This window comes from Amycolatopsis sp. FDAARGOS 1241, assembly GCF_016889705.1.
In the GTDB taxonomy this organism is placed as follows: domain Bacteria; phylum Actinomycetota; class Actinomycetes; order Mycobacteriales; family Pseudonocardiaceae; genus Amycolatopsis.
In genome coordinates, this window is record NZ_CP069526.1 from 8,885,156 (window position 1) to 8,907,145 (window position 21,990).

Sequence of the window (21,990 nt, forward strand, 5' to 3'; positions counted from 1 at the left end):
CGGCTCCGCACGGCGCCGGGGCCAAGACGCCGTGCTACCCGTGGCCCGCGCCAGGTGGAGCGTGCAGCAAGTGCTCGGCACGCCGCCGTTCCAAGACCGCCGCGCACCCTGGACCGCGCCCGGCATGCATGTGGCGACTGCGCGCGCGGACCTTGCGCCCAGATCGGCGCTACCGGGCCCGTGCCTGCCTGGCAGGGCATGTGGCAACGGCTCCGCGGACGCTGCGCCGAGAAGGCTGTGTTTACTGGTGGCTCGTGCGTTTCGGGGCAGGTGGCAGCTGCTGCCTGTGGCCGCTGCGCGGAGATGGCCGTGCCACGGGGGCTCGCGCCCGGCGCGCGTGTGACAGCTGCTCCACGCGGCGCCACGCCAAGAACGCCGCGCTACCCACGGCCCGCGCCCCGCGGGCATGCAGCAACTGCTCCGCGCGGCGCCGGGCTGAGACCGCCGTGCTACCCGTACCTCGTGTCTGGCGGGGCATGTCGCACTTGCGTCGCGTGGCGCTTGTCGACGCTGCGGTCGCCGGCGTCGGCATCGCTGCGGGGGCGCAGTCGCGAAGGGTGGATCGCCTGTGCTGCGTGGGTTTTCAATCGAGCCGTCCTTTGTCGTTCGGTTCTGGCGTTTTCAGTGTTTGCCGCGATCCCGATGCGTGCAACCGTGGTGTCGCAGTTGTCCACAGGGCGGCAGAGTTGTGGACAAATGGGCCGTGCGGCGGGCCGATTCGGGAGTTTTGTCGTACCCCGCCGGTAGACTGGGCATGGGACGTCCCCCTGGGAGGGCGGGGGCTGTCTGGCCGGTGGTGGCGTGAAACGGCCGCAGCGACGAGGGAAAGTTGCAGCGGCGAGGGAAAGCCACAGCGGTGAAGGCCAGGCGGGGTGGTGAAGGAAAGCCTCAGCGGTGACGGGAAGCCGTGGCGGTGGGAAAGGCCGCAGCGGCCGTGGAAAGCCACAGCGGTGAAGGAAAGCCGCGGCGGTGAGGGGAAGCCGGGGCGACAATGGGCGTCATGGCGGACATCGAGTTGGTGCGGGGCGATATCACCGAGCAGGAAGTCGACGTGGTGGTCAACGCGGCGAATTCGTCGTTGCTCGGCGGGGGCGGGGTGGATGGCGCGATCCACCGGAAGGGCGGGCCCGAGATTCTGGCGGAGTGCCGGAAGTTGCGGGCAGGGCACCACGGCAAGGGGTTGAAGACCGGGCAGGCCGTGGCGACGACCGCGGGGCGGCTGCCCGCGCGGTGGGTGGTGCACGCGGTGGGGCCGGTGTGGTCGCAGGCGGAAGACCGGTCGTCTCTGCTGGCGGATTGTCACCGCAATTCGCTGGCCGTGGCGGCGGAGCTGGGGGCGGCGACGATCGCGTTTCCGGCGATTTCGACGGGGGTCTACCGGTGGCCGGTCGAGGACGCGGCGCGGATCGCGATCGCGGCGGTCAACGACTCCGACACCAGCCGGTTCAGCATCATCCGGTTCGTGTTGTTCGACCAGAGGGCGTACGACGCGTTCCACAACGCCTTACCGTGAGCGGCATGAGTTCAGCGGAGCTGCCCGCGTGGCGACGGAGCACGGCGGGCGAGACGAGGTGGCCGGCGGCCGCCGTCGTGGTGGGGACGCTGGCGTTGCAGGTGGTGTTGCCCCACCAGCTGTTGCCCGGGTGGTTGCTGCCGACCCTGTCGGGGCTGCTGATCGTCGCGCTGCTGCTGATCAACCCCGGCCGGATGGGTGAATTCAGCAAGGTCGAACGGGTCGTGTCCTTGGTCCTGTTGGCACTGGTCAGCGTCACCACGGCCGCGTCGGCGGTGCGGCTGGTGCTGGGGATCGTGCAGGGGACGTTCGAGGGGCACGCGGCGCAGGTGCTGGTGAGCGGCGCCATCGTGTACTGGACCAACGTCGTGGTCTTCTCGTTGTGGTACTGGGAGTTCGACCGCGGCGGCCCGGCGCGGCGCGCGGTGGGCCGGGCCGAGTTCCCCGACCTGCTGTTCCCGCAGATGGACAGCCCGAAGCTCGCGCGCCGGGACTGGGAGCCCCGCTACGCGGACTACCTGTACCTCTCCTTCACCAACTCCACGGCATTCAGCCCCACCGACGTGATGCCGCTGCGGATCTGGGCGAAGCTGACGATGATGGCGCAAGCCGCGGTGTCGCTGCTGCTCGCGGTGCTGGTCTTCGCGTGGGCAGTCGGGGCGCTGCAGGGCTGAAAACGTCTGGCCAACCTGCCCCAAGCCAGGTATACACCGAGCATGCACAGACCTGAACCGCCCTACTACGCGGTGATCTTCACTTCCCGCCGCACCGAAGGGGACAACGGGTACGGCGAGCGCGCCGCGAGGATGTCGGAACTCGCTGCCCAGCAGCACGGCTACCTGGGCGAGACGTCGGTGCGCGATCCGTCCGGGCTGGGCATCACCGTCTCCTATTGGCGGGACGAAGCGGCCATCGCGGGGTGGCGGAAGAACGTCGAGCACACCGAAAGCCGACGACAAGGCCGCCGGGACTGGTACGAGGAGTACGACGTGCGGGTCGCCCGCGTCGAACGCTCCTACGGGTTCAGCCGCGGCGAGGGGGCTCCCCCACAAGAGGAGCCCCCGAACGAGCTCAGTGTCGCGTCATCGTGAAGCTCTGGCCGTCGGAGCCGATGGCGCTCGGGCTGAAGGTGCCGGTGCCGCGATCGTCGGCGTCGAGGCCTTGGGGGCTGGTCGAGGCGAGGTTCTGGCCGTTGAACTTCACGCCCGTGAACGAGACGCCGCCGGAGATGGTCGGGTAGGAGTCGGTCGGCGACTCGATGATGGCTTCGGCCGAGGAGTGCTTGGAGGTCAACGACTTGCTGATCGTCTTGGACCAGCCCTTGGTGGTGTCGCTGATGTCCAGCCGGTAGGTGTTCGTCCCGGTGCGCGTGACCGTCGCCGAGATGTGGTCGCCCGCGCTGACCGGGGCGGACGACGACGAGTAGTACACCGGCGCGGCCGGGTACATCTCGTACCAGGCCTGGTACACGGGCCGGCCGCTGGAGCAGTCGGTGGCGACGCCGGTCTGCTCCACAGTGGACGATCCGTCACCGTCGATGCCGACCCACGGGGCGAACAGGTCGTTGCTGGAGCGGCAGGTCACCGACGGTTCCGTCCAGCTCGCGGTCGCGGTCGTGAAGCTCCCGAAGCTCACGTAGCCGCCCCAGTTACCGCCCGAGAAGTTCTGGCCGTGGAACGAGCCGAACGACGGCGTGCTGACCGTGGCGACGCCGGCTGCGGCCGCGAGGCTCGCCGCGGCGGCCGCCGTGACGGCCAGGACCCGCGCGGTCCGTGAGGAGAGAGGCGAGTTCATGCGAATCCAATCTGATCACCGATGGGGACTCGGGGTGTTACAGGCGGTGCGCACCGGTAACAGTGTTGGATCCGCGTGAGCAGGTGGGTAGCTACTTTCGAAGGGTATTCACATTCCGGGAACTCTTCACCAGATTGTCCTTATTTTCCCTTGTGTGCGGGGAAGTCCGTGGCGGCCGCCCCGGGAAGGCGGAGCGGCCGCCACGGGTGGACCCGTCCTCCGCGCGGAAGGACGGACCCGCGTGGTTCACCGCGCCGAGCGCGTGAGCGCGGTGTCCACGAACCTGGTGGTGTAGGTCTGCGAGAGGTCGATCCGCTCCTTCCTCGGCTTCACGTTGCTGGACGACGCGCCGAGCACGTTCAGCACGTTCCGCGCACCGGCCGGGTCCATGCGCCCGTCCGCGGTGAACATCGGCAGGCTGTCGCGCAGCGACTTGACGTACAAGGCCTTGTCCCCGCCCGCGAACGACGGCGGCATGACGTCCGCGACCTGCTCCGGTGTGTGGTTCTTCAGCCACCGCAACGAATCCACGTACGCGTTGGCCAGCTTCTGCACGACGTCCGGGTAGCGCTTCACGATCTCGCAGCTCATGTACAGCGAGCTGGCCGGATACAGCCCACCGAGCGCGGCGCGCGTCCCCTCGACAGTCCGCATGTCGTAGAGGATCTTGGCCTGGCCAGTGTTCGTGAGCTGCGCGATCGTCGGGTCGGTGGTCATGCCGGCGTCGATCGATCCCTGTTGCAGCGCGGAGATGAACGTCTGCCCGGCCCCGACCTTCACCGGTGTGTAGTCCTTGCCGTCCACGCCGCCGCGGCTCGCGAGCGCCTTCGTGAGGAAGTCCGTGGATGAACCCAGCGACGTCACGCCGAGGTTCTTGCCCCGGAAGTCCTGGCCGGAACGGAGCTCGCCCGCCTTCGCACTGGCAACCATCTCGGCCTCACCCGGAACGTTCGAGAACTGCACGACGCTCGTGATGCACTGCTCCTTGGCCTGCAAGTCGATGGTGTGGTCGTAGAACCCGACCACACCCTGCACTTCACCGGCCAGCAGCGACGTCTCGGCGTTCGCACCCGACGGCTGGTCGAACAGCTCGACGTCGAGACCCTGCTTCTCGTACTCACCCAGCTGCTGCGCGAGCTGACCGGGCAGGTAGATGACCTTGGAGATCCCGCCGATCATGATCTTGATGTGCGGTTTGCCGCTGCTGCCCAGGTCGATGTGGCGCGAATCGCGGCACGCCGTGACCCCGGCGAGGGACATCAGCAGCGCGGCCGCGACGGCAACCGTCCTTTTGAGACGCATCAGATCACCGCGCCGGCCTGGGCCGTCATCTGCGGACGCCAGCGCAGCAGCCGCGACTCGGCGGTGCTGATGAGCCATTCGGCGAACAACGCGACCACGGTGACGATCAGCATGCCGCCGTAGACGCCGGCGGTGTCGAAGGTGCCCTGCGCGTTGGCGATCAGGAAGCCCATGCCGGCTTTGGCCCCGGTGTACTCACCGACGACCGCACCGATCAGCGCGAACCCGAACGCGACGTGCAACGACGACAGGATCCACGACGTCGCGCTCGGCAGCACGATCGACCGCAGCACGGCCCAGCGGGAAGCACCCAGGATTCGGGCGTTGTCGATCAAGTTGCGGTCCACCTCGCGGGCGCCGGTGAAGGCGTTGAAGAACACTGCGAAGAACACGAGGATGAACACCGTCGCGATCTTCGACGAAAGGCCGAGTCCGAACCAGATCACGAACAGCGCCGCGAGCACGATGCGCGGCAGCGCGTTGGCCGCCTTGATGAACGGGGCCAGCACCTCGGCGAGGTAGCGGCTGCGGCCGAGCACCACGCCGCAGAGCACACCGGCGATGGCGCCGAGCACGAACCCGATCACGGCTTCCTCGACGGTCACCAGTATCTGGTACCAGATCGAACCGAAGTCGGTGCCCACGGTGAACCACTCGACGAGCCGTTCCCAGATCTTCGACGGCATCGAGTAGAAGAACGGGTCGATCCAGTAGCGGCCGGCGAGCTCCCAGCTGCCGAGCCACACCACGAGGATGGCCAGCCGCAGCAACCACACGTTCCGCTTGCGCCGCGCGCCCGACTTCTTGGCCGTGGCGAGGATGTCCTGTTCGGACTCCAGAACCGGCACGACGGGTGCCGAGGTCGTCTCAAGCGACACCGGTCGCTCCCTTCTGGCGGGCCTTGTCGACCTCACCGCGCAGCGATTCCCAGATGTCGGAGTAGATCGAGCGGAACTCCTCGGTGAGGCGCAGTTCCTCGACCTTGCGCGGGCGCTCCAACGGGATTTCGAAGACGTCCTTCACGGTCGCCGGGCTCGTGGTGAGCACGACGACCTTGTCGGCGAGCGCGATGGCCTCGTCGAGGTCGTGGGTCACGAAGATGACGGCCGCGCCCGAACCGGACCACAGGCGCAGCAGCTCGTCCTGCATCAACGCGCGGGTCTGCACGTCGAGCGCGGAGAACGGCTCGTCCATGAGCAGGATCTTCGGGTCCGTGACCAGCGTCTGCGCGAGGGCGACGCGCTTGCGCATACCGCCGGAGAGCTGGTGCGGGTAGTACTTCTCGAAGCCGGACAGGCCGACGCGGCCGATCCAGTCGAGCGCCTTCGCCCGGGAGTCCTCTTTGGACACACGGCGGAAGCGCGGGCCCGACGCGACGTTGTCGAGCACCGAACGCCACGGCATCACGGCGTCGGTCTGGAACATGTAGCCGACGCCCTCCGGGATGGACCGCACCTCGGCGCCGTTCACGCGCACGCAGCCGGCGGAGGCGGGCTGCAGGCCGGAGACGAGCGAGAGTGTGGTCGACTTGCCGCAGCCCGTCGGGCCGACGACGGCGACGAACTCGCCGGGCTGCACGGTCATGGTCAGGTCGCGGACCGCGGTGTGCACGGATCCGGAGCCGCTGGGGAACCTCTTGGTCGCGCGCTCGAGCTCGATCAGGGGTGGGGCCATCGTGGTGACTCCTTCGTCACGGTGGGGACTGCGACGCAGGTTAAGAGCGCAGCAAGACGGCGGGAAGCTTGTCGACGTTTCGCGTGCGCTCTGCTCGTTCTCCACGTTTTGCTCGTTTAGCGCACGGCTCTGAGCCGGCGGTATGTTGCCTCGCATGCCGAAGTGGGCGTTGTTCGAACGCATGCGGTTCACCCGCCAGGTCCTGCTGCTGCAGATCGGTGTGGTGGCGCTCGTGGTCGGCCTGGGCGTCGCGCTCGTGAGCTGGCTGCTGCGGTCGACGCTGACGGAGCAGTACGGGCTGCGCGCGCTGGCGATCGCGAAGTCGGTGGCGGCCGATCCCGTTGTCGTCGAGGGAGCGGCGGCGCGACGGCAGGGTGGCGCGCTGGAGGAACGCGTCCAGGCGGTGACGAAGGGGAACGACGCGTTGTTCGTGGTGATCACGGACGACCACGAAATCCGGCTGGCGCACCCGACTCCGAGTGAGGTGGGCCGGAAGGTCAGCACCCCCGCGGAAGCGCTGTCCGGCCAGGACGTCGTCAGTGCGGTGCAAAGCGGCACGCTGGGTCTTTCCGTGCGCAGCAAAACGCCCATCTGGCAAGGCAAGCGGGTCGTCGGCGAGGTGAGCGTCGGGTTCGAAGTCGCGACGCTGACCGGCGACTTCAACCGGCTGCTGGTGATCACGCTCGGCTTCGCGGCGGGCGCGCTGCTGCTCGGTGCCGGCGCGTCGGCGCTGCTCAACCGGCGGCTGCGGCGTGTGACGCACGGCCTCGAACCACACGAGCTGACCGAGCTCCTGTACGAACGCGAAGCCGTGCTGCACGGCATCAGCGAAGGCGTGCTGGCGGTGGACGGTGCGCAGCGCGTGTCCGTGCGCAACGGCGAAGCCGAGCGGCTGCTCGGAATCGACCTTCCGGTGGGCGCGCGGGTCGAGGAGCTGGAGCTGTCGCCGCGGGTGCGCAAGGCCGTCGAGGAAGGGCAACCGGTGGACAATCTCCTTGCGGTGGCCGGCAATCGCGTGCTGGTGATGAACTCGCGCGCGGTCCGGCGCGACGACCGCGCGCTCGGGACGGTGCTGACGTTCCGCGACCGCACCGACCTCGACACCCTCAGCCGCGAGCTCGACGGCATCCGCTCGCTGTCCGATGGGCTGCGCGCGCAGCGGCACGAGTTCGCCAACCGGCTGCACACGCTGTCCGGGCTGCTGCAGCTCGGCCACCACGCGGAGGCCGAGGAGTACCTGCAGACGCTGACCGAGACGGCGTCCGCGCGGTCGTTGCCGCTGGGCGGGGAGGCGGTGGCGGACCCATACCTGCAGGCGTTGCTGGTGGCGAAATCCGAGCAGGCGCTGGAAAAGGGCGTGGAGCTGAAGCTGGCCGACGACTCGTTCGTGCGTGGTTCGGTGACCGACCCCGTCGCCGCGGGGACCGTGATCGGCAACCTGGTGGACAACGCGCTGCACGCCGCTCGCATGGGACCGCGCCGGCCGGCGACGGTGGAGGTCGGGTTGTTCGCCGACGGCCCGGCGCTGCACGTGTCCGTTGTGGACAGTGGACTCGGCGTGCCCGCGCCGGTGCGGCTGAACCTGTTCGACGAGGGAGTGTCGACGAAGCTGGCGCCGGGGCACGGGCTGGGGCTGGCGCTCGCCCGCCAGGCCGCTCGCGCGCGGGGCGGGGACGTGTGGCTCGCCGATCCCGGTGGTGACTCGTCGGGGGCCTTGTTCGTTGCGAAACTGCCTGATCTGCTCGTGGAGGCCGCCTCGTGATCCGCACGCTCATCGTCGACGACGACTTCCGCGTGGCGGGGGTGCACGCCGGTTTCGTGGCGGAAACGCCGGGCTTCACCGTCGCCGGGATCGCGCACACCGCCGCCGAGGCGCGCGCCCGGGTGCGCGAGCTGGCGCCGGATCTCGTGTTGCTCGACGTGTACCTGCCGGACGAGCCCGGCCTGTCGCTGCTGCCCGAGCTGCAGACGGACACCATCGTGCTCTCCGCCGCGACCGACACGGCCTCCATCACCTCCGCCATCCGCGCCGGCGCGCTGAACTACCTGATCAAACCCTTCACAACCCGTCAGCTGGCCGAACGGCTCACCGCGTACGCCCGCTACCGCGGTCAGGTCACCACCGACCGGCCGTTCACGCAGGACGACGTCGACCGCGCCTACCGCGCCCTCCACGACCAGGACCGCGCGGCGACGCTGAAAGGCCAGTCGAGCGCCACGGCCCGGCTCGTTTCGGAACAGCTGCGCAGGTCGGGGGCACCGCTGTCGGCCTCGGAAATCGCCGGTGAACTCGGCATGGCCCGCGCGACGGCGCAGCGGTACCTGACCGCCCTGGCCGAATCGGGTGCGGTCGAAATGCGCCTGCGCTACGGCGCGACGGGACGGCCGGAGCACGAGTACGTCTGGATCGGCTGAACCGACGGGTCAGCAGATCGGCGTCACCGCCGGTTCGGGTCGGCCGAAGGACCACCGCTCGAGCGCTTCGCGAGCCGCGGCAGGCCGGCAGTCGGCTCAGGGTCGTCCCGAGACCGCGCCAATCCCCAGATCAGCGGCGCGACATCCGGTTCGCCAGGTCGATCCACGTCCTCCACTGCGCCAGATACTGGTCGAACTCCGAGGTGGCCTGGGACTTCCCCGAAGACGCGGGCTTGGTGTCCGCGCGGGCCACGTCGTCGGTGTCGTCCGAGGTGGATTTGTGGGGCGTCGCGGCGGAGCGCGGAGTGGTGGGAAGCGTGGTTTCGTGCGACTTGACCTGGGACTGGTGGTCCGGCACGGGCACGTACACGGTCACCGGGGCGGCCGGCGGCGCCGGAGCGGGCGCGGGGGACGGAGCGGGAGCGGCCGGTTGCTGGGGGCCGACGAGCGCATCGCGCTGGTCGCTCGGCGCGGCGACGTCGTCGGAGGACTCGCCGAGCGGGCTGCCCGAGAAGAGGCCGCCGGCGAGCCAGCCCAGGGCCAGCAGTGCGAGGGCTCCGAGGCCGGCGACCCACGCGCGCGTGCGACGGCGGGACACGACGGCGCGGGGCCGGGTGTCGACCGGTGCGAGGACGGCGGCGCTCGCCCCGTCACCCGCGACCGGGATCAGGGCCGGCACCGCCGGGATGGGCTGCGTGTCCTCCGGGCTGCGCCGCCCACGCGGCAGGCTCGCCGCGATGATGCCCGTGCGGTCGAGCAGGTCATCAGCGGGCGTAGTCGCACGTCGCTCGGCGGTGCGGAGCATCGGGGGAACCTCCGGGGTACGGGCACACGGATGGACGTGAGCATTCTGGTGCATTTCCGAGAAGTTCGTAAGAAAGGCAACTCCATTGGGTGAAGATTGCTTTCGGCTCCTCGTTCAGTTCTTGCCCATCCGTTTGAAGCCCAGCCGGGCCAAAGTCGCGAGCGGGCGCTGATACGCGGAGCCGAGCACGCGCGGGATGGCGTCGATGACATACGCGTCGGGTCCGATGAGGATCCGCGCCGACCGTCGTTCGATGCCACGGATGATCGTTTCGCCGGCCTTCTTCGGTGTGGTCATGGCAATTTTCTCGAAGCCGGCCGCCGCGGCCTCCTGGTCGCCGCCGCTGCCGCCGCGCGCGTGGCGGGCGATGTTGGTCTTGATCCCGCCCGGGTGCACGCAGCTCACGGCCACCGGATGCCGGGCGGCGAGCATTTCTTCACGCAACGCCTCGGTGAATCCGCGAACGGCGAACTTCGCCGCGTTGTACGCACTCTGAGTGGGCACGCCGACGAATCCGAACACGCTCGAAATGTTCACCAGGTGCCCGTCGCCCGAGTCGATCAGGTACGGCAGGAACGCCTTGGTGCCGTTGACCACGCCGCCGAGGTTGACACCCATCAGCCAGTCGTAGTCCTCGAACGTCATGTCCTCGACGGTGGCGCCCAGCGCGACGCCGGCGTTGTTGACCACGACGTTCACCCGCCCGAAGGTCTCCGCCACCTCGTCGGCGTGGGCGAGCACTGCCGCCCGGTCCGCGACGTCGAGGGCGTAGCCACGCACGTCGACGCCCAGCGCCTTGGCGCTCTCCACCGTGCCGCCGAGGCCTTCTGTGTCCACATCGGACAGTGCGAGCCGCGCACCGCGACCGGCCAGGCCGAGCGCGAGAGCGCGGCCGATGCCCGAGCCCGCTCCGGTGATGACCGCGACCTTGTCGGTGAACTCCTTCATCGCCGTTCCCCTCCTCGCGTGCGCCAGGTTTTGGATACTAGTGGCGCGGGCGATCTTCGGGAGGACGGATGCGGCGGGCACCGGTGGTGGCACTGGTGGGCGCGGCCGTGCTGCTGGGCGCGACCGGGACCGTCGTGGCCGTCGCCGGACACCGGGCGTCACCAGCGCGAACGGCCGGCGATCCGGGCGTGGGCGCGCTGTTCCTCAACGGCTCCCACTACTGCAGCGCGAGCGTGGTCGACAGCGCTCACGGCGACGAGCTGCTCACGGCCGCCCACTGCCTCCACGGCGGCTCGGGCGGCGCATACCTCACCGGCATCACCTTCGCGCCCGGCTTCCACGACGGCGTCGCGCCATTCGGGTTCTGGGCCGTCGGCGACGAGCTCGTGAGCCCCGGCTGGGCCGACGACTCCGATCCCGACCTCGACGTCGGCTTCGCCACCGCCCACCATGGCACGGCTCGGATCGAGGATGTGACGGGGGCGAACCGGCTGGGCACGAACGGACCGTTCACGCGGCCCGTGACCGTCACCGGCTACGCGGACGGTTCGGACACACCCGCCGTCTGCGCCAGGACGACGTCGCGGCAGGACACCTACCAGCTGCGCGTCGACTGCCCCGGCTTCGCGACCGGGACCAGCGGCGGGCCGTGGGTGACGAAGGCGGACCCGCGCACGAAGCTCGGCACCGTCGTCGGCGTGATCGGCGGCTTCCAGACCGGCGGCGACACCGACGACGTGTCGTACTCGAGCTACTTCGACGACGACGTCGCCACGCTCTACCGGCAAGCCACCTCGCGCCCGTGACCGGCGATGGCGGATGATGCGGCGTATGAGCGAGCCCGTGCGCGACGTCCCCATCACCGGCGAGCCGATCCGGCTCGGCCAGTTCCTGAAGCTGGCCGGCCTCGCCGAGGACGGTGGCGACGCGAAGGACCTCATCGAATCCGGCGAGGTCAGGGTCAACGGCGAGGTCGAGACGCGCCGCGGCCGCCAGCTCTCCGACGGCGACGTGGTCTCCGTCGGCGGCGACCGCGGGCGCGTGACGCTGGCGCGCTAATCCACGCTCGTCAGCGGCGGCAGCCCCAGGCTCAGCGCCAGCGAGTCCAGCTGCCGCCGAACGGGCGCGCGCAAGGGGACGCCCAGCGCGCGACACTGCTCCAGGTACTGCGCCTCCCGCCAGCCCGGGTAGCGGATCGGCGAGCCGCCCTCCCAGCCGAGCATGCTGCCGAAGAGCGCGCTGGCCGCCCGGTAGAAACCGTCGGCGCTGCGCAGCGTCGTGGGGGCGATGGCCAGCACGAGCAGACCCGTGTCGTTGTCGTGGTCGGCCACGCCGGACAGCACGCCCGCGAGCACGTCGACGAGCAACGCGAAGCCGGCGAACTGCGGGCTTCGCGCGGCGTCGGCCAGGTCGACGTCGAGCACGAACTCCGGGTACGCGCCGGCGGGCGCGGCCATGCCGAGCGGGTGGCCCGGGGCCGCGCCCGCGGCCATGACCAGGCCGATCATGCCGTGGGGCAACGCGCGCGCCGCGTGGTGCCCCACGCGCCCGAACGGCCCGACGCCCCTCAGCGAGATCAGCCCGACGCCGAAGCGCCCGGCGCGCACGACGGCGCGGTCCATCGCGTCGCCGACGGCCCACAACCCCGGGCCACGGCGGTAGTCGACCAGCGCGGCGGCCCCGCGATCGGCGATCAGCAACGGCTCGGCGCGCGGCGCTACTTCGCCGTTTTCCAAGCTGGCCAGGTGGGTTCGCGTCAACTCGACGACGCCGGTGTCGGGGGCACCCGTGAGATCGCCGTGGCACAAGGCTTCCGCGGCCGCACGGGCCCGGTGGTCGGGATAGTCATGCGCCACCAGGATCAGGGAAACCAGGGTGACCAGTTCATCGGCCGGTACTCGTTGCCAGACCTGTTCGGGAATCGGTGTGTCGTCAGGGACTTCAGTGGAGACGGCGGAGCGGGCGGGGCGCAGCGAACGTGGTCTGAGGGGCACTTCATCGAGACTGCCCAAGGGGTTCCGACCACGTCAACGAACATGGCCCGACAGTGTGATGAGGCCTTCCGCAGACACGTACCCTGAAGTGCATGTGCCGAAACATCACGACGCTGCGCGGCCTCCAACCCGCCGCCACAGCGGAAGAGATCGAAGCGGCGGCGCGCCAGTACGTGCGCAAGGTGACCGGCGTGCAGTCGCTTTCGGACGCCACGCGCGAGCCGTTCGAAGCGGCCGTCGCCCAGATCGCGGAGATCACCACCCGCCTGCTCGGCGAGCTCCCCGACCGGCGCCAGCCGCCGGCGACCGTGCCGCCGCTGCGCCGGCCGGAGGTGCGGGCGCGGATGGCGTTGAAGGAACTCAAGAAGGCCTGACGGCCGCTGAAAAAGTCATGGCCCCGGCTCGACGGCCGGGGCCACGCACGTGCGGAAGCGGAGGGATTTGAACCCCCGGTAGGTTTCACCCTACGGACGCTTTCAAGGCGTCTGCATTCGGCCGCTCTGCCACGCTTCCCTGTCGGTCAGGGTATCGCGCCGGTTGTCCAGGTCGTCCAGGTGTTCGAGGACACGGCCGAACGCGGCGCCGACCACCGCCTGCTCCTCGGGGGACAGCAGGTCGATGAGGTGTTCACGCGCGCCGCGCAGGTGCGTGGGCGCGGCCTCGTCGAGCAGCTGCTGACCGGCCTGCGTGAGCTCGGTGATCACTCCGCGCTTGTCGTCGGCGTCTGGGCAGCGGCGCACGAGCCCGGTGAGCTCCAGCTTGCTGACCTGGTGTGAGAGCCGGCTCTTCGTCGAACCCAGCTGGTAGGCGAGCTCGGACATCCGCACGCGCTTGTCGGCGCTGAGGTTCAGGCAGACGAGCAGCTCGTAGTCGGCGAGCGACACCCCGTGGCCGTCGGTCAGCTCCCGGTGCAACCGCTGCCGCAGCCGCAGCGACGCGACGATGTACGCCTGCCACGCGTCCCGCTCGACGCCGGTGAGCCAGCGCACTGCCTGCTCGTCGCTCATCCGTGCAGCGTAGAAGGCGCACCCGACCTGCGCGCGGTCCGGGATCGCAGTGGCGGGTCGAGGTGAAAAACCCGGTGAAACTTCCCCCGAAGGAGGATTACGAAAAGGTTGAGAGTCGGCGCGAAGAAGCGCATCCTTCTTGTCAGCGGATGGGCTGATCGGGTATCAGGCGGGCCGCAGGGGTCACGCCGAGACCGACCTCCCGACCGGGAAGGCCAGGTGGTGGCATGGCAGGTAGTTCCAGCGGTTGACCACCCGCTGTGTCCCCGCGGCCGGCACGGACCACGTACCGGATCGGTCGCGACTGTGAACAGCACGAGTGGGCATCTACGGTGCGCTCGGCAATTCTCTCGCGCATCCGGCGTCGATCTGGCGCTGTTATCTCATCGCGGCCTCGGCACCGCGACGGCACCGCCGGACGCCGGCCCGGCCGGTGGGCAACCGCCACCAACAGAAGAACCTCGGTAGTACCTGGGTGCGGCTCGCAGCGCATGAGCCGCACCCAGGCTCGTGTCCGCAGCCTCCGCCCCACGCCCGGGTGGCTGTCCGGCTCGCCCGTTACCCTTCCGCTGTGCAATTCGACGACGACGCGGGGCTGGACACCTCCGAGGTCCAGGACCTGCGGGGCAGTGGCGGTGGCGGCATCGGCGGCCGCGTCGCCCTCGGCGGAGGTGGCATCGGGCTGGTCGGCCTTGTCATCTACTTCCTGATCTCCCAGTTCGGCGGCGCGAGCCTCGGGCCGAGCAGCGCTTCGAGCGGCCTCGGGCTCGACAACGTTGGCTCGGGGCAGCAGCTGGAGAGCACCACGCTCGCGCAGAAGTGCCACACGGGCGCCGACGCGAACCGGGATCACGACTGCGCGATCGTCGCGATCATCAACTCGGTCCAGGACTACTGGTCGCAGGAGTTCGCGCGCTCGGGCGAGACCTACCGGAAGGCGCCGACGCGGTTCTTCACCGGCGGCGTGCGGACCGGTTGTGGCAGCGCGACGTCGGACACCGGGCCGTTCTACTGCCCCGGCGACTCCGACGTGTACATCGACCTGTCGTTCTTCGACGAGCTGAAGACCCGTTTCGGGGCGCAGGGCGGGCTCTTCACGGAGGCCTACGTGCTCGCCCACGAGTACGGCCACCACGTGCAGAACCTCACCGGCACGTCCAAGCGCGGCACGGGCACCGGCCCGACGTCCGGCTCCGTGCGCCTCGAACTGCAGGCCGACTGCTACGCCGGCGTCTGGGCCAACCACGCGTCGACCACGCCGACCGAGTCGGGCAAACCACTGGTCCAGAACATCACGCAGGACGACATCGCCAGCGCCCTCGACACGGCCTCGCGCATCGGGGACGACTACATCCAGTCGAAGCTGGGCGGCGGCAGCGTCGACTCGTCGAGCTTCACGCACGGCACGTCGGCCCAGCGCGAGAAGTGGTTCACCACGGGCTTCACCAGCGGCCAGCCGGCGCGCTGCAACACGTTCAGCACCAGCGACCTGGGCTGACACCCACGCGAAAAGGGCGCCCCTCACCGACCGCGAGGGGCGCCCTTCGTGGCGTCAGGCAGCAGCGATCGCAGCCCGGTGGTCGGCCTTGTGCTTGGCCGCCTTGCCGGGCTTGCCCGGCGCCACGCCGTTCACGCTCTCCGTGCTCGTCGCATACACACCGAGGGCCCACGCGAGCCCGTCGGAGTTGCGGTCGAGCGCGACGCGGTCGACGTTGCCCAGGTTGTCGCACGCCTGGTGGTAACACGGGTCGAACGCGACACCCGCCGTGCCGCCCCACTTCGCGGCCTGCGCGGGCGTCTTGAGCACCTCCGCGCCCGTGTCCAGCCCGCCGGCCGGGATGCCCGCGGCGATGAACTCGCCGTAGTCCGAGCGGCCGGTGAAGTCCGTGCCCTCGACGGGCACGCCGCGGCCGGTCAGGTAGTCGACGAACGTCTTCTCGATCTGCGCCGAACCGTACGGGCCGGGGCCGGCGCCGACGTGGTCGGAATCGTCGCCGTCGTAGGCGAAGTAGCCGGCGTTCGGCGAACCGATCATGTCGAAGTTCAGGTACAGCGCAAGGTCCAGCTGCTGCTCGAAGCTCAGCGAATCGACGTAGTAGGTGGACCCGATGAGCCCGAACTCCTCCGAGCTCCAGAAGCCGAACCGCACGGCGTTGTTCACCTTCGGCTTCGCCCCCAGCTGCAGCGCGGTCTCGAGCAGCGCCGCCGACCCGCTGCCGTTGTCGTTGATGCCGGGACCCGCGGGCACGCTGTCGAGGTGCGAGCCGAGCATCACGACGTTGTCCTTGCGGCCGGTCTTCGTCTCGGCGATCACGTTGTAGCTGGTGCGCGCCTCCTGGAACGTGCGCAGCTCCAGTGTCACGGCCGCGCCGTCCTTCGCCGTGAGCGCTTGGCCGTCGGACTGGGACAGACCACCTGTGGGGATGCGCGCGCCGGCCGGGTCGCCGAGTGTTCCGTTGAGCGGGCCGGGCTCGTTGTTGTAGATGAGGGCGCCGATCGCGCCCGCGTCGGCCGCGGCCTGCTGCTTCTGGGCGAACGGGCACGCGCCGCGCGAGACCAGCACGATCTTGCCGGTGACGCCGGTGTAGTCGCTCGCTTCGCAGCCCGGGGTGGCGTCGGCCGGGACGACGGCCAGCTGCGCGGTGACGCCGCCGACCGGCGTCGAGGGGGTGTACTCCATCGCGATCACGGGCACGTCGGCGCCGTCGACGGCGAGCTTCTCGGCGAGGGTTTCGTTGTAGGTGAAGGGAAACTCCTGCCGCGTCACCGTGAAGCCCGCGGCCTCGAGCTTCGTCGCGACGTACTCGGCGGACTTCTTGTGCCCTTCGGTGCTGGCCGCGCGCGTGCCGCCGTTGGCGTCGGCGATGCGCTGCAACGCGATCAGGTGCCGGTTGACACCGTCGAGCGTCACCTTCTTCGTGAGCTGCTTGGCCAGGGCGAGGTCGTCGCTCTTCGCGGCCGCGGCCGGTGCGGAAGCCAGCGCCAGGGTTGCGCAGGCAGCCAGAGCCACCGGCAAGATGCGTCTCTTTCGGGTGATTTGCATGGTTGCTCACCTTTGTTCGCGCCGACCGAAAGGTCAATGCGGCATTCGGCGGAGGTCGCGCACCGCGGGATACAGTCGACGCATGTACGCGATCACGATCCGCGAACCCGGTGGTCCAGACGTGCTCGAGTGGACCGAGGTCCCCGACCCGAGCCCCGGCCCCGGTGAGGTCCTGCTCGACGTGGCCGCCAGCGCGGTGAACCGCGCCGATCTGCTGCAACGCCAGGGCAACTACCCACCGCCGCCCGGGTCGAGCGAGATCATCGGGCTCGAGTGTTCGGGCACGATCGCGGAGCTCGGCGAGGGGGTCGAAGGCTGGCAGGTCGGCGACGAGGTGTGCGCACTGCTCGCCGGCGGCGGCTACGCGCAGCGCGTGGTGGTCCCCGCCGGTCAGCTGCTGCCCGTGCCGGCCGAGGTCGAAACGCTCGCGGCGGCCGGGCTGCCGGAGGTCGCGTGCACGGTGTGGGCCAACGTCGTGATGCACGCCGGGCTGTCGGAGGGCGAGCTGCTGCTCGTGCACGGCGGCGCGGGCGGCATCGGCACCCACGCGATCCAGGTGGGCAAGGCGCTCGGCGCGACGGTCGCCGTCACCGCGGGTTCGCCGGAGCGGCTCGAACGCTGCCGTCAGCTCGGCGCTGACCTCGCGATCAACTACAAGGAGCAGGACTTCGTCGAGGTGCTGCGCGCCGAAGGTCTCGGCGCCGACGTCATCCTCGACAACATGGGCGCGAAGTACCTCGACCGCAACGTCCAGGCGCTGGCCGCCGACGGCAGGCTCGTGATCATCGGCATGCAGGGCGGGATCAAGGGCGAGCTGAACATCGGCACCCTGCTCGGCAAGCGCGCCAGCGTGTTCGCGGCCGGCTTGCGGTTCCGGCCGCTGGAGCAGAAGGCCGCCATCGTCTCGTCCGTGCGCGAAGGACTGTGGCCGCTGGTCGAAGACGGTTCCGTGAAGCCGATCATCGGCCAGGTCGTGCCGATGGCCGAGGCCGCCGAGGCGCACCGCATGCTCGACGCCGGTGAGGTGTTCGGCAAGGTGCTGCTGGCGGCGAGGTCCTAACGCAGCTCTTCCAGCACTCGCACGAGCTGGTTGATCTCGAAGACGTTGGAGTAGTGCGCGAGCCCGATGCGCACTGCTCCGCCGACTTCGCCCACCCCGAGCGACGCGAAGACGCCGGCGGACCCGTCGTCGGCGAAGGCGCACAGGCCTTGCGAAGCGAGGAACTCCGCGACCTCCGGCGCTTTCTTGCCCTGGACGGCGAAGGCGAGCGCGGGGATACGGCGCATCGCGTCGCCGATCACCATCACGTGGCGCAGCGAGCGCAGCTCCGTGGACAGCTGGGCGAGCAGGCCCGCGTGGTACGACTTCGCTGAGCCGAGCGACGTCACGAGCCGTTCGCGGCGCGAGCCCGACGCGGCGTCGTCGAGGCCGGCGAGGTAGTCGATGGAGGCGACGACGCCCGCGAGCAGCGGGTAGGCGTGTGGTCCGAGCTCGAGGCGCGCGGCGCCGCGGGCGGCCGGGTCGAGCGAAACGGACGGGATGCGTTCGAGCAGTTCTGGGTCGCGGAACACGAGCGCGCCGACCGACGGCCCGCCCCACGCCTGCGCGGACACCACCATCACGTCGGCGCCCAGCTCCTGCAGGTCCAGCGGTACGAACGGCGCGGCGTACGTCGCGTCGGCCACCACGAGCGCGCCGACCCGCTTGGCGAACTCGATGACCGTCGGCACGTCGGGGCGCGTGCCGACCGAACCGGACGCCAACGTGACCGCGACGGCCTTGGTGCGCGCGGACACCAGGTTCTCGTACTGCCACGCCGGCAGCTCGCACGTCTCGATGTCGATCTCGCCCCAGCGCACGACCGCGCCCACGCGCTTCGCGGCACGTTGCCACGGCGCGAGGTTCGCCTCTTCGTCGAGCCGGGACACCACGACCTCGTCGCCGATCGTCCAGCGCTCGGCGAGCGCGTCGACGAGGCGGCGCAGCATCACCGGCGCGCTCGGCCCGAGCACGACGGCAGCCGGGTCCGCGCCGACCAGGTCGGCCACGGCCCGGCGGGCTGCGGTGACAATGCTCTCCGCACGCTGTGAGGCCGGAAACGCTCCGCCCGGCCCCGACACCGGGGCACGCATCGCCGTGGAAACGGCCGAGGCGACCTGTTCCGGGACGAGCATTCCGGCGGCGCCGTCGAAGTGAATCCAGCCGTCACCCAGCGCGGGGAACAACCCACGGATACGAGCGACGTCGAACGCCATGGTGACACCGTACGGACGTGCGGTTTAGCGGTTACCGCGGGGTTCGGGTCCGGGTCCGGCGAGGGACTACCCTCGGGGGCGCACGTACGAGACCTGTTGACGGGGATGGAGCACATGAGCGAGCCGAACCGCCGCGAACCTTCCGACGCCGAGACCCCTCACGTGGTGGTCGTCGGCCCCGACGGAGTCCCGGTCGGCAGCGCCCCAGTGAACGCCGAGGCCCCCGAAGAAGGCGTCGGTGACCTGGTCGAAGAACCGGCCAAGGTGATGCGCATCGGGACGATGATCAAGCAGCTCCTGGAGGAGGTCCGCGCCGCCCCGCTGGACGACGCCAGCCGGAACCGGGTGCGGGAGATCCACGAGACCTCGGTGCGTGAGCTGCAGGAGGCGCTGGCGCCCGAGCTGCGCGAGGAGCTGGAACGCCTGGTCCGGCCGTTCACGGAGGACACGACTCCGTCGGATGCCGAACTGCGGATCGCGCAGGCGCAACTGGTGGGGTGGCTGGAGGGCCTGTTCCACGGCATCCAGACGGCGTTGTTCGCCCAGCAGATGGCGGCCCGCGTCCAGCTGGAACAGATGCGGCGCGGATTGCCAGCCGGGCCGTCGGGGATGCCCGGGCGGCCCGGGCCGGATGGTCATGGGCCGGGGATCAGCGGGACTGGGCAGTACCTCTGACGGGTCTGTGACGGGTTTGTGAGGGCTGGCTGTCTGGGGTTTTGTGGGCTGAGGGGACCGTTCGCTGGGCGAATGGTCCCCTCGGGCCGTTTGGTGGGTGTGCCGGTGGTCCTTTCGCGCCGTTGGTCCGGCGCTGGTCCGGCACGATTGGTCCCTTCTCGCTGCCGGCCGATCGCGAGCGGTCCCATCGCGCTGGTGGGCAGCCGCGAACGGTCCAGTCGCGCTGCCGGCCGGCGCGAACGGTCCAGTCGCGCCCGCTGCAAGGCTGAAATGGACCGCTCTTTCGCCCCGCCGATCACGAACGGTCCCTTCGCGCCTCGCGCTGGTCATGAACAGTCCCTTCACGCCTCGCGCCTTCACACCTCGCGCGGATTGCCAGCGGTCCCTTCGCGCCTCACGCGGATCACGAACGGTCCCTTCACGCCTCGCGCGGTCGTGAACCGTCCCTTCGAGCGTCGCGGTCGTGAACGGTCCCGCAGCGCGGCGTGGCGGCGGTCCGCGCGCACCGCAGGTCCCCCGCGAACGGTCCGCTCGCTCGCCGCGCCGGTCGCGCCTCACGTCGTCGCGAGTGGTCCACTCGCGCCTTGCCGCTATGCACGAAAGGTCCGGCCGCGCGGCCGGCTGTGCGCGAGCGGTCCAGTCGCACCGCCGACCAACGGGAACGGTCCCTTCGCGGCCGCGCCGGTCGCGAACGGTCCACTCGCGCCTCACGTCCAGGTCGTCGCGAACGGTCCACTCGGACCGTCGGGCTAAGCATGTGGGTGCCAGTGGAACCTTCGGACTGTGCGCGAGAGGTCCGGTCGGACCCCCGACGAGCGCGAACGGTCCCTTCACGCAGTGCCGGGCGGCGCCAACGGTCCAGTGGCGCCGTCCGGCTACGCGCGAGAAGTCCGGTCGCACCGCCGACCAACGGGAACGGTCCCTTCGCGGCCGCGCCGGTCGCGAACGGTCCACTCGCGCTTCACGTCCAGGTCGTCGCGAACGGTCCACTCGGACCGTCGGGCTAAGCATGAGGGGTCCAGCAGTCGCACCGTCTGGCTATGGACGGGGTTCAGTCGCGCGGAGGGTATGCGCGAGGCGTCCAGTCGCACCGTCAGGCTGTGCGCCACACGCACCGGCAGGCTGTGCGCGAGCGGCCCAGTCACACCGTCGGCGGGCGCGAACGGTCCAATCTCGCAGTGGCAGCGGGAGCGAACCGTCCCCTCGCGCGGTGGCGGCATGCGCGAACGGTCCCTACGCGCAGCGGCAGCGAGCGCAAACGGTCCCTTCGCGCGGTCGCCGCAGGCGCGAATGGTCCACTCGCGAAAGGCGTCCCGCCGCGGAGGAGCACGGGCGTCCCCTCGCTGGGAGCCAGGGGTGTGAAGAAACCGTTCACACCAACCATCACAATGCGCTACACGCCGCTACAAAGCGCTGAAGAACTTCCGGATGTCGGCGATCAGCGCGTCCGGCTGTTCGAGAGCCGGGAAGTGGCCGCCGGTCGGGAAGGCGGACCAGTGGACGATGGTGTTCTCCCGCTCGGCGAGCGCGCGGACCGGCAGGCCGATGTCGTCGGGGAAGACGGCGACGCCCGTGGGCACGGTGCTCGGCGGGACCGGGGCGCCCCACGGGCCCTCCAGGGCCGCGTAGATGCGGGCCGACGAGTTGGCCGTGGCGGTGAACCAGTAGATGGAGACGTCGGTGAGCAGGTCGTCGCGGTCGATGAGGTCGTGGTCGGTGTTGGAGAAGGAGCGGAACTTCTCCGCGATCCACGCCAGCTGGCCCACGGGTGAATCAGTGAGGCCGTACGCAAGCGTTTGCGGCTTCGTGGCCTGGATCATCGCGTAGCCGGTCCCCGCGTGCTGGAACGCGCGCGACTTCTCCAGCGACCGCTCGGCCGCTGCCAGCGAAACGCCGCTCAGCCCTTCGAGATCCGCCGACGAGCGCGCGACCGCGGTGGGCAGCATCGTCACGTGCACCCCCAGCACCCGCGACGGGAACTGCACCCCCAATTCCCGCGAGATCAAGGCACCCCAGTCCCCGCCGTGGGTGCCGAACCGCGGGTAGCCCAGCGCGCTCATCAGCTCGGCCCACGCCCGCGCCCCGCGTGCCGGCCCCCAGCCGCGGTCGCGGGTCGGGCCGGAGAAGCCGAAGCCGGGGATGGAGGGGACCACGAGGTGGAACGCGGTGCGCGGGTCCCCGCCGTACGCGCGGGGGTCCGCGAGCGGTCCGATCACGTCCAGGAACTCCACCGCCGAACCCGGCCAGCCGTGCGTCAGGAGCAACGGCGTGGCGTCCTCCTCGGGCGAGCGGACGTGCAGGAAGTGCACCCGCGTGCCGTCGATCTCGGTCGTGAACTGCGGGAACCCGTTGAGCCGCTCCTCGGCCGCCCGCCAGTCGAACCGAAGCCGCCAGTGCTCGGCGAGGTCACGCACCTCGTCCACCGGGATTCCCAGCTCCCAGCCGACGCCCTCGGGCTGGTCCGGCCAGCGCGTCCGAGCCAGCCGCGTGTGGAGGTCGTCGAGATCTTCCTGCGGGACGTCTACGCGAAACGGAGTGAACTTCATACCCGCAACGCTACGAAC

At 70.2% G+C, this 21,990-nt stretch carries 22 protein-coding genes and 1 tRNA gene; 11 read left to right on the forward strand and 12 right to left on the reverse strand.

Annotated features, from left to right (window positions below; genetic code table 11):
* Nucleotides 1-991: 991 nt before the first annotated feature.
* The 3 genes from I6J71_RS43120 to I6J71_RS43130 are packed head-to-tail and all read left to right on the forward strand — an operon-like array spanning nucleotide 992 to nucleotide 2,604.
* Entirely contained in the window at nucleotides 992-1,513 is a 522-nt protein-coding gene (locus I6J71_RS43120; RefSeq protein WP_204092110.1) for an O-acetyl-ADP-ribose deacetylase, read from the forward strand.
* A gap of 5 nt (nucleotides 1,514-1,518) precedes the next feature.
* Complete coding sequence (locus tag I6J71_RS43125; protein WP_239154239.1) at nucleotides 1,519-2,187, forward strand: hypothetical protein; 669 nt, start codon at nucleotides 1,519-1,521, stop codon at nucleotides 2,185-2,187.
* 42 nt (nucleotides 2,188-2,229) lie between these two features.
* Nucleotides 2,230-2,604 carry an antibiotic biosynthesis monooxygenase gene (locus tag I6J71_RS43130; RefSeq protein ID WP_204092111.1) on the forward strand — a complete coding sequence of 125 codons (375 nt, stop codon included), beginning with the start codon at nucleotides 2,230-2,232 and terminating at the stop codon, nucleotides 2,602-2,604.
* Here I6J71_RS43130 and I6J71_RS43135 read toward each other — a convergent pair.
* From I6J71_RS43135 to I6J71_RS43150, 4 genes are all read right to left on the reverse strand, one after another.
* Nucleotides 2,585-3,307, reverse strand: a complete 723-nt coding sequence (locus I6J71_RS43135; protein ID WP_204092112.1) for a G1 family glutamic endopeptidase — start codon at nucleotides 3,305-3,307, stop codon at nucleotides 2,585-2,587. The genes I6J71_RS43130 and I6J71_RS43135 overlap by 20 nt on opposite strands.
* 246 nt (nucleotides 3,308-3,553) lie before the next feature.
* Nucleotides 3,554-4,609: an ABC transporter substrate-binding protein gene (locus I6J71_RS43140; protein WP_204092113.1), complete on the reverse strand. Its 1,056-nt coding sequence runs from the start codon at nucleotides 4,607-4,609 to the stop codon at nucleotides 3,554-3,556.
* Nucleotides 4,609-5,487 carry an ABC transporter permease gene (locus I6J71_RS43145; RefSeq protein WP_204092114.1) on the reverse strand — a complete coding sequence of 293 codons (879 nt, stop codon included), beginning with the start codon at nucleotides 5,485-5,487 and terminating at the stop codon, nucleotides 4,609-4,611. Before I6J71_RS43145 ends, I6J71_RS43140 begins: the two co-directional genes overlap by 1 nt.
* Nucleotides 5,477-6,283, reverse strand: a complete 807-nt coding sequence (locus I6J71_RS43150) for an ABC transporter ATP-binding protein (RefSeq protein ID WP_204092115.1) — start codon at nucleotides 6,281-6,283, stop codon at nucleotides 5,477-5,479. Before I6J71_RS43150 ends, I6J71_RS43145 begins: the two co-directional genes overlap by 11 nt.
* Nucleotides 6,284-6,464: 181 nt before the next feature.
* Between I6J71_RS43150 and I6J71_RS43155 the strand changes: the two genes are divergently transcribed.
* Together I6J71_RS43155 and I6J71_RS43160 are read left to right on the forward strand one after the other, a co-directional pair.
* A complete protein-coding gene (locus I6J71_RS43155) occupies nucleotides 6,465-8,045 on the forward strand; it encodes a sensor histidine kinase (protein ID WP_204097539.1) in 1,581 nt (526 codons plus the stop codon).
* Nucleotides 8,042-8,698 (forward strand): response regulator, encoded by a 657-nt coding sequence (locus I6J71_RS43160; RefSeq protein ID WP_204092116.1) that lies wholly within the window; start codon nucleotides 8,042-8,044, stop codon nucleotides 8,696-8,698. The genes I6J71_RS43155 and I6J71_RS43160 overlap by 4 nt, the downstream gene beginning before the upstream one ends.
* Nucleotides 8,699-8,828: 130 nt before the next feature.
* On the opposite strand, the gene I6J71_RS43165 is transcribed toward I6J71_RS43160, so the two are convergent.
* Together I6J71_RS43165 and I6J71_RS43170 are read right to left on the reverse strand one after the other, a co-directional pair.
* The gene (locus I6J71_RS43165; protein ID WP_204092117.1) at nucleotides 8,829-9,503 is read right to left on the reverse strand and encodes a hypothetical protein; all 675 of its coding nucleotides are present in this window, start codon (nucleotides 9,501-9,503) and stop codon (nucleotides 8,829-8,831) included.
* Between the two features lie 114 nt (nucleotides 9,504-9,617).
* On the reverse strand, nucleotides 9,618-10,451 hold the full coding sequence (locus I6J71_RS43170) for an SDR family oxidoreductase (protein WP_204092118.1): 834 nt from the start codon (nucleotides 10,449-10,451) through the stop codon (nucleotides 9,618-9,620).
* A gap of 68 nt (nucleotides 10,452-10,519) precedes the next feature.
* On the opposite strand from I6J71_RS43170, the gene I6J71_RS43175 reads away from it, so the two are divergent.
* Entirely contained in the window at nucleotides 10,520-11,257 is a 738-nt protein-coding gene (locus I6J71_RS43175) for a serine protease (protein ID WP_204092119.1), read from the forward strand.
* A gap of 25 nt (nucleotides 11,258-11,282) precedes the next feature.
* Nucleotides 11,283-11,510 carry an RNA-binding S4 domain-containing protein gene (locus I6J71_RS43180; protein WP_204092120.1) on the forward strand — a complete coding sequence of 76 codons (228 nt, stop codon included), beginning with the start codon at nucleotides 11,283-11,285 and terminating at the stop codon, nucleotides 11,508-11,510.
* Here the strand turns inward: I6J71_RS43180 and I6J71_RS43185 are convergent.
* On the reverse strand, nucleotides 11,507-12,445 hold the full coding sequence (locus I6J71_RS43185) for an Ldh family oxidoreductase (protein ID WP_204092121.1): 939 nt from the start codon (nucleotides 12,443-12,445) through the stop codon (nucleotides 11,507-11,509). The genes I6J71_RS43180 and I6J71_RS43185 overlap by 4 nt on opposite strands.
* A 92-nt stretch (nucleotides 12,446-12,537) precedes the next feature.
* Here I6J71_RS43185 and I6J71_RS43190 point away from each other — a divergent pair, with 92 nt between their 5' ends.
* On the forward strand, nucleotides 12,538-12,819 hold the full coding sequence (locus tag I6J71_RS43190) for a DUF2277 domain-containing protein (RefSeq protein WP_204092122.1): 282 nt from the start codon (nucleotides 12,538-12,540) through the stop codon (nucleotides 12,817-12,819).
* Nucleotides 12,820-12,871: 52 nt separating this feature from the next.
* Here I6J71_RS43190 and I6J71_RS43195 read toward each other — a convergent pair.
* Nucleotides 12,872-12,958: transfer RNA gene (locus I6J71_RS43195), tRNA-Ser, on the reverse strand.
* Nucleotides 12,922-13,452 carry a MarR family winged helix-turn-helix transcriptional regulator gene (locus I6J71_RS43200; RefSeq protein ID WP_204092123.1) on the reverse strand — a complete coding sequence of 177 codons (531 nt, stop codon included), beginning with the start codon at nucleotides 13,450-13,452 and terminating at the stop codon, nucleotides 12,922-12,924. Before I6J71_RS43200 ends, I6J71_RS43195 begins: the two co-directional genes overlap by 37 nt.
* A 571-nt stretch (nucleotides 13,453-14,023) precedes the next feature.
* Here I6J71_RS43200 and I6J71_RS43205 point away from each other — a divergent pair.
* Nucleotides 14,024-14,950 (forward strand): neutral zinc metallopeptidase, encoded by a 927-nt coding sequence (locus I6J71_RS43205; RefSeq protein WP_204092124.1) that lies wholly within the window; start codon nucleotides 14,024-14,026, stop codon nucleotides 14,948-14,950.
* Between the two features lie 54 nt (nucleotides 14,951-15,004).
* Here I6J71_RS43205 and I6J71_RS43210 read toward each other — a convergent pair whose 3' ends face one another.
* Complete coding sequence (locus tag I6J71_RS43210) at nucleotides 15,005-16,495, reverse strand: M28 family metallopeptidase (RefSeq protein WP_204092125.1); 1,491 nt, start codon at nucleotides 16,493-16,495, stop codon at nucleotides 15,005-15,007.
* Nucleotides 16,496-16,577: 82 nt separating this feature from the next.
* Between I6J71_RS43210 and I6J71_RS43215 the strand changes: the two genes are divergently transcribed.
* Entirely contained in the window at nucleotides 16,578-17,555 is a 978-nt protein-coding gene (locus I6J71_RS43215; RefSeq protein ID WP_204092126.1) for an NAD(P)H-quinone oxidoreductase, read from the forward strand.
* Here the strand turns inward: I6J71_RS43215 and I6J71_RS43220 are convergent.
* Nucleotides 17,552-18,751: a cysteine desulfurase-like protein gene (locus I6J71_RS43220; protein WP_204092127.1), complete on the reverse strand. Its 1,200-nt coding sequence runs from the start codon at nucleotides 18,749-18,751 to the stop codon at nucleotides 17,552-17,554. The genes I6J71_RS43215 and I6J71_RS43220 overlap by 4 nt on opposite strands.
* 105 nt (nucleotides 18,752-18,856) lie before the next feature.
* Between I6J71_RS43220 and I6J71_RS43225 the strand changes: the two genes are divergently transcribed.
* On the forward strand, nucleotides 18,857-19,426 hold the full coding sequence (locus I6J71_RS43225) for a bacterial proteasome activator family protein (RefSeq protein ID WP_204097540.1): 570 nt from the start codon (nucleotides 18,857-18,859) through the stop codon (nucleotides 19,424-19,426).
* A 1,403-nt stretch (nucleotides 19,427-20,829) separates the two neighbouring features.
* On the opposite strand, the gene I6J71_RS43230 is transcribed toward I6J71_RS43225, so the two are convergent.
* A complete protein-coding gene (locus I6J71_RS43230; RefSeq protein WP_204092128.1) occupies nucleotides 20,830-21,972 on the reverse strand; it encodes an epoxide hydrolase family protein in 1,143 nt (380 codons plus the stop codon).
* Nucleotides 21,973-21,990: the final 18 nt, after the last annotated feature.

What these genes read in the sequence shown, in the direction of transcription:
- I6J71_RS43200 (WP_204092123.1), bottom strand. Translation starts at nt 13,452, where the DNA reads ATGAGCGACGAGCAGGCAGTGCGCTGGCTCACCGGCGTCGAGCGGGAC.
- I6J71_RS43190 (WP_204092122.1), top strand. Translation starts at nt 12,538, where the DNA reads ATGTGCCGAAACATCACGACGCTGCGCGGCCTCCAACCCGCCGCCACA.
- I6J71_RS43220 (WP_204092127.1), bottom strand. Translation starts at nt 18,751, where the DNA reads ATGGCGTTCGACGTCGCTCGTATCCGTGGGTTGTTCCCCGCGCTGGGT.
- I6J71_RS43120 (WP_204092110.1), top strand. Translation starts at nt 992, where the DNA reads ATGGGCGTCATGGCGGACATCGAGTTGGTGCGGGGCGATATCACCGAG.
- I6J71_RS43225 (WP_204097540.1), top strand. Translation starts at nt 18,857, where the DNA reads ATGGAGCACATGAGCGAGCCGAACCGCCGCGAACCTTCCGACGCCGAG.
- I6J71_RS43170 (WP_204092118.1), bottom strand. Translation starts at nt 10,451, where the DNA reads ATGAAGGAGTTCACCGACAAGGTCGCGGTCATCACCGGAGCGGGCTCG.
- I6J71_RS43165 (WP_204092117.1), bottom strand. Translation starts at nt 9,503, where the DNA reads ATGCTCCGCACCGCCGAGCGACGTGCGACTACGCCCGCTGATGACCTG.
- I6J71_RS43175 (WP_204092119.1), top strand. Translation starts at nt 10,520, where the DNA reads ATGCGGCGGGCACCGGTGGTGGCACTGGTGGGCGCGGCCGTGCTGCTG.
- I6J71_RS43180 (WP_204092120.1), top strand. Translation starts at nt 11,283, where the DNA reads ATGAGCGAGCCCGTGCGCGACGTCCCCATCACCGGCGAGCCGATCCGG.
- I6J71_RS43155 (WP_204097539.1), top strand. Translation starts at nt 6,465, where the DNA reads ATGCGGTTCACCCGCCAGGTCCTGCTGCTGCAGATCGGTGTGGTGGCG.
- I6J71_RS43140 (WP_204092113.1), bottom strand. Translation starts at nt 4,609, where the DNA reads ATGCGTCTCAAAAGGACGGTTGCCGTCGCGGCCGCGCTGCTGATGTCC.
- I6J71_RS43210 (WP_204092125.1), bottom strand. Translation starts at nt 16,495, where the DNA reads ATGCAAATCACCCGAAAGAGACGCATCTTGCCGGTGGCTCTGGCTGCC.
- I6J71_RS43215 (WP_204092126.1), top strand. Translation starts at nt 16,578, where the DNA reads ATGTACGCGATCACGATCCGCGAACCCGGTGGTCCAGACGTGCTCGAG.
- I6J71_RS43130 (WP_204092111.1), top strand. Translation starts at nt 2,230, where the DNA reads ATGCACAGACCTGAACCGCCCTACTACGCGGTGATCTTCACTTCCCGC.
- I6J71_RS43125 (WP_239154239.1), top strand. Translation starts at nt 1,519, where the DNA reads ATGAGTTCAGCGGAGCTGCCCGCGTGGCGACGGAGCACGGCGGGCGAG.
- I6J71_RS43150 (WP_204092115.1), bottom strand. Translation starts at nt 6,283, where the DNA reads ATGGCCCCACCCCTGATCGAGCTCGAGCGCGCGACCAAGAGGTTCCCC.
- I6J71_RS43230 (WP_204092128.1), bottom strand. Translation starts at nt 21,972, where the DNA reads ATGAAGTTCACTCCGTTTCGCGTAGACGTCCCGCAGGAAGATCTCGAC.
- I6J71_RS43135 (WP_204092112.1), bottom strand. Translation starts at nt 3,307, where the DNA reads ATGAACTCGCCTCTCTCCTCACGGACCGCGCGGGTCCTGGCCGTCACG.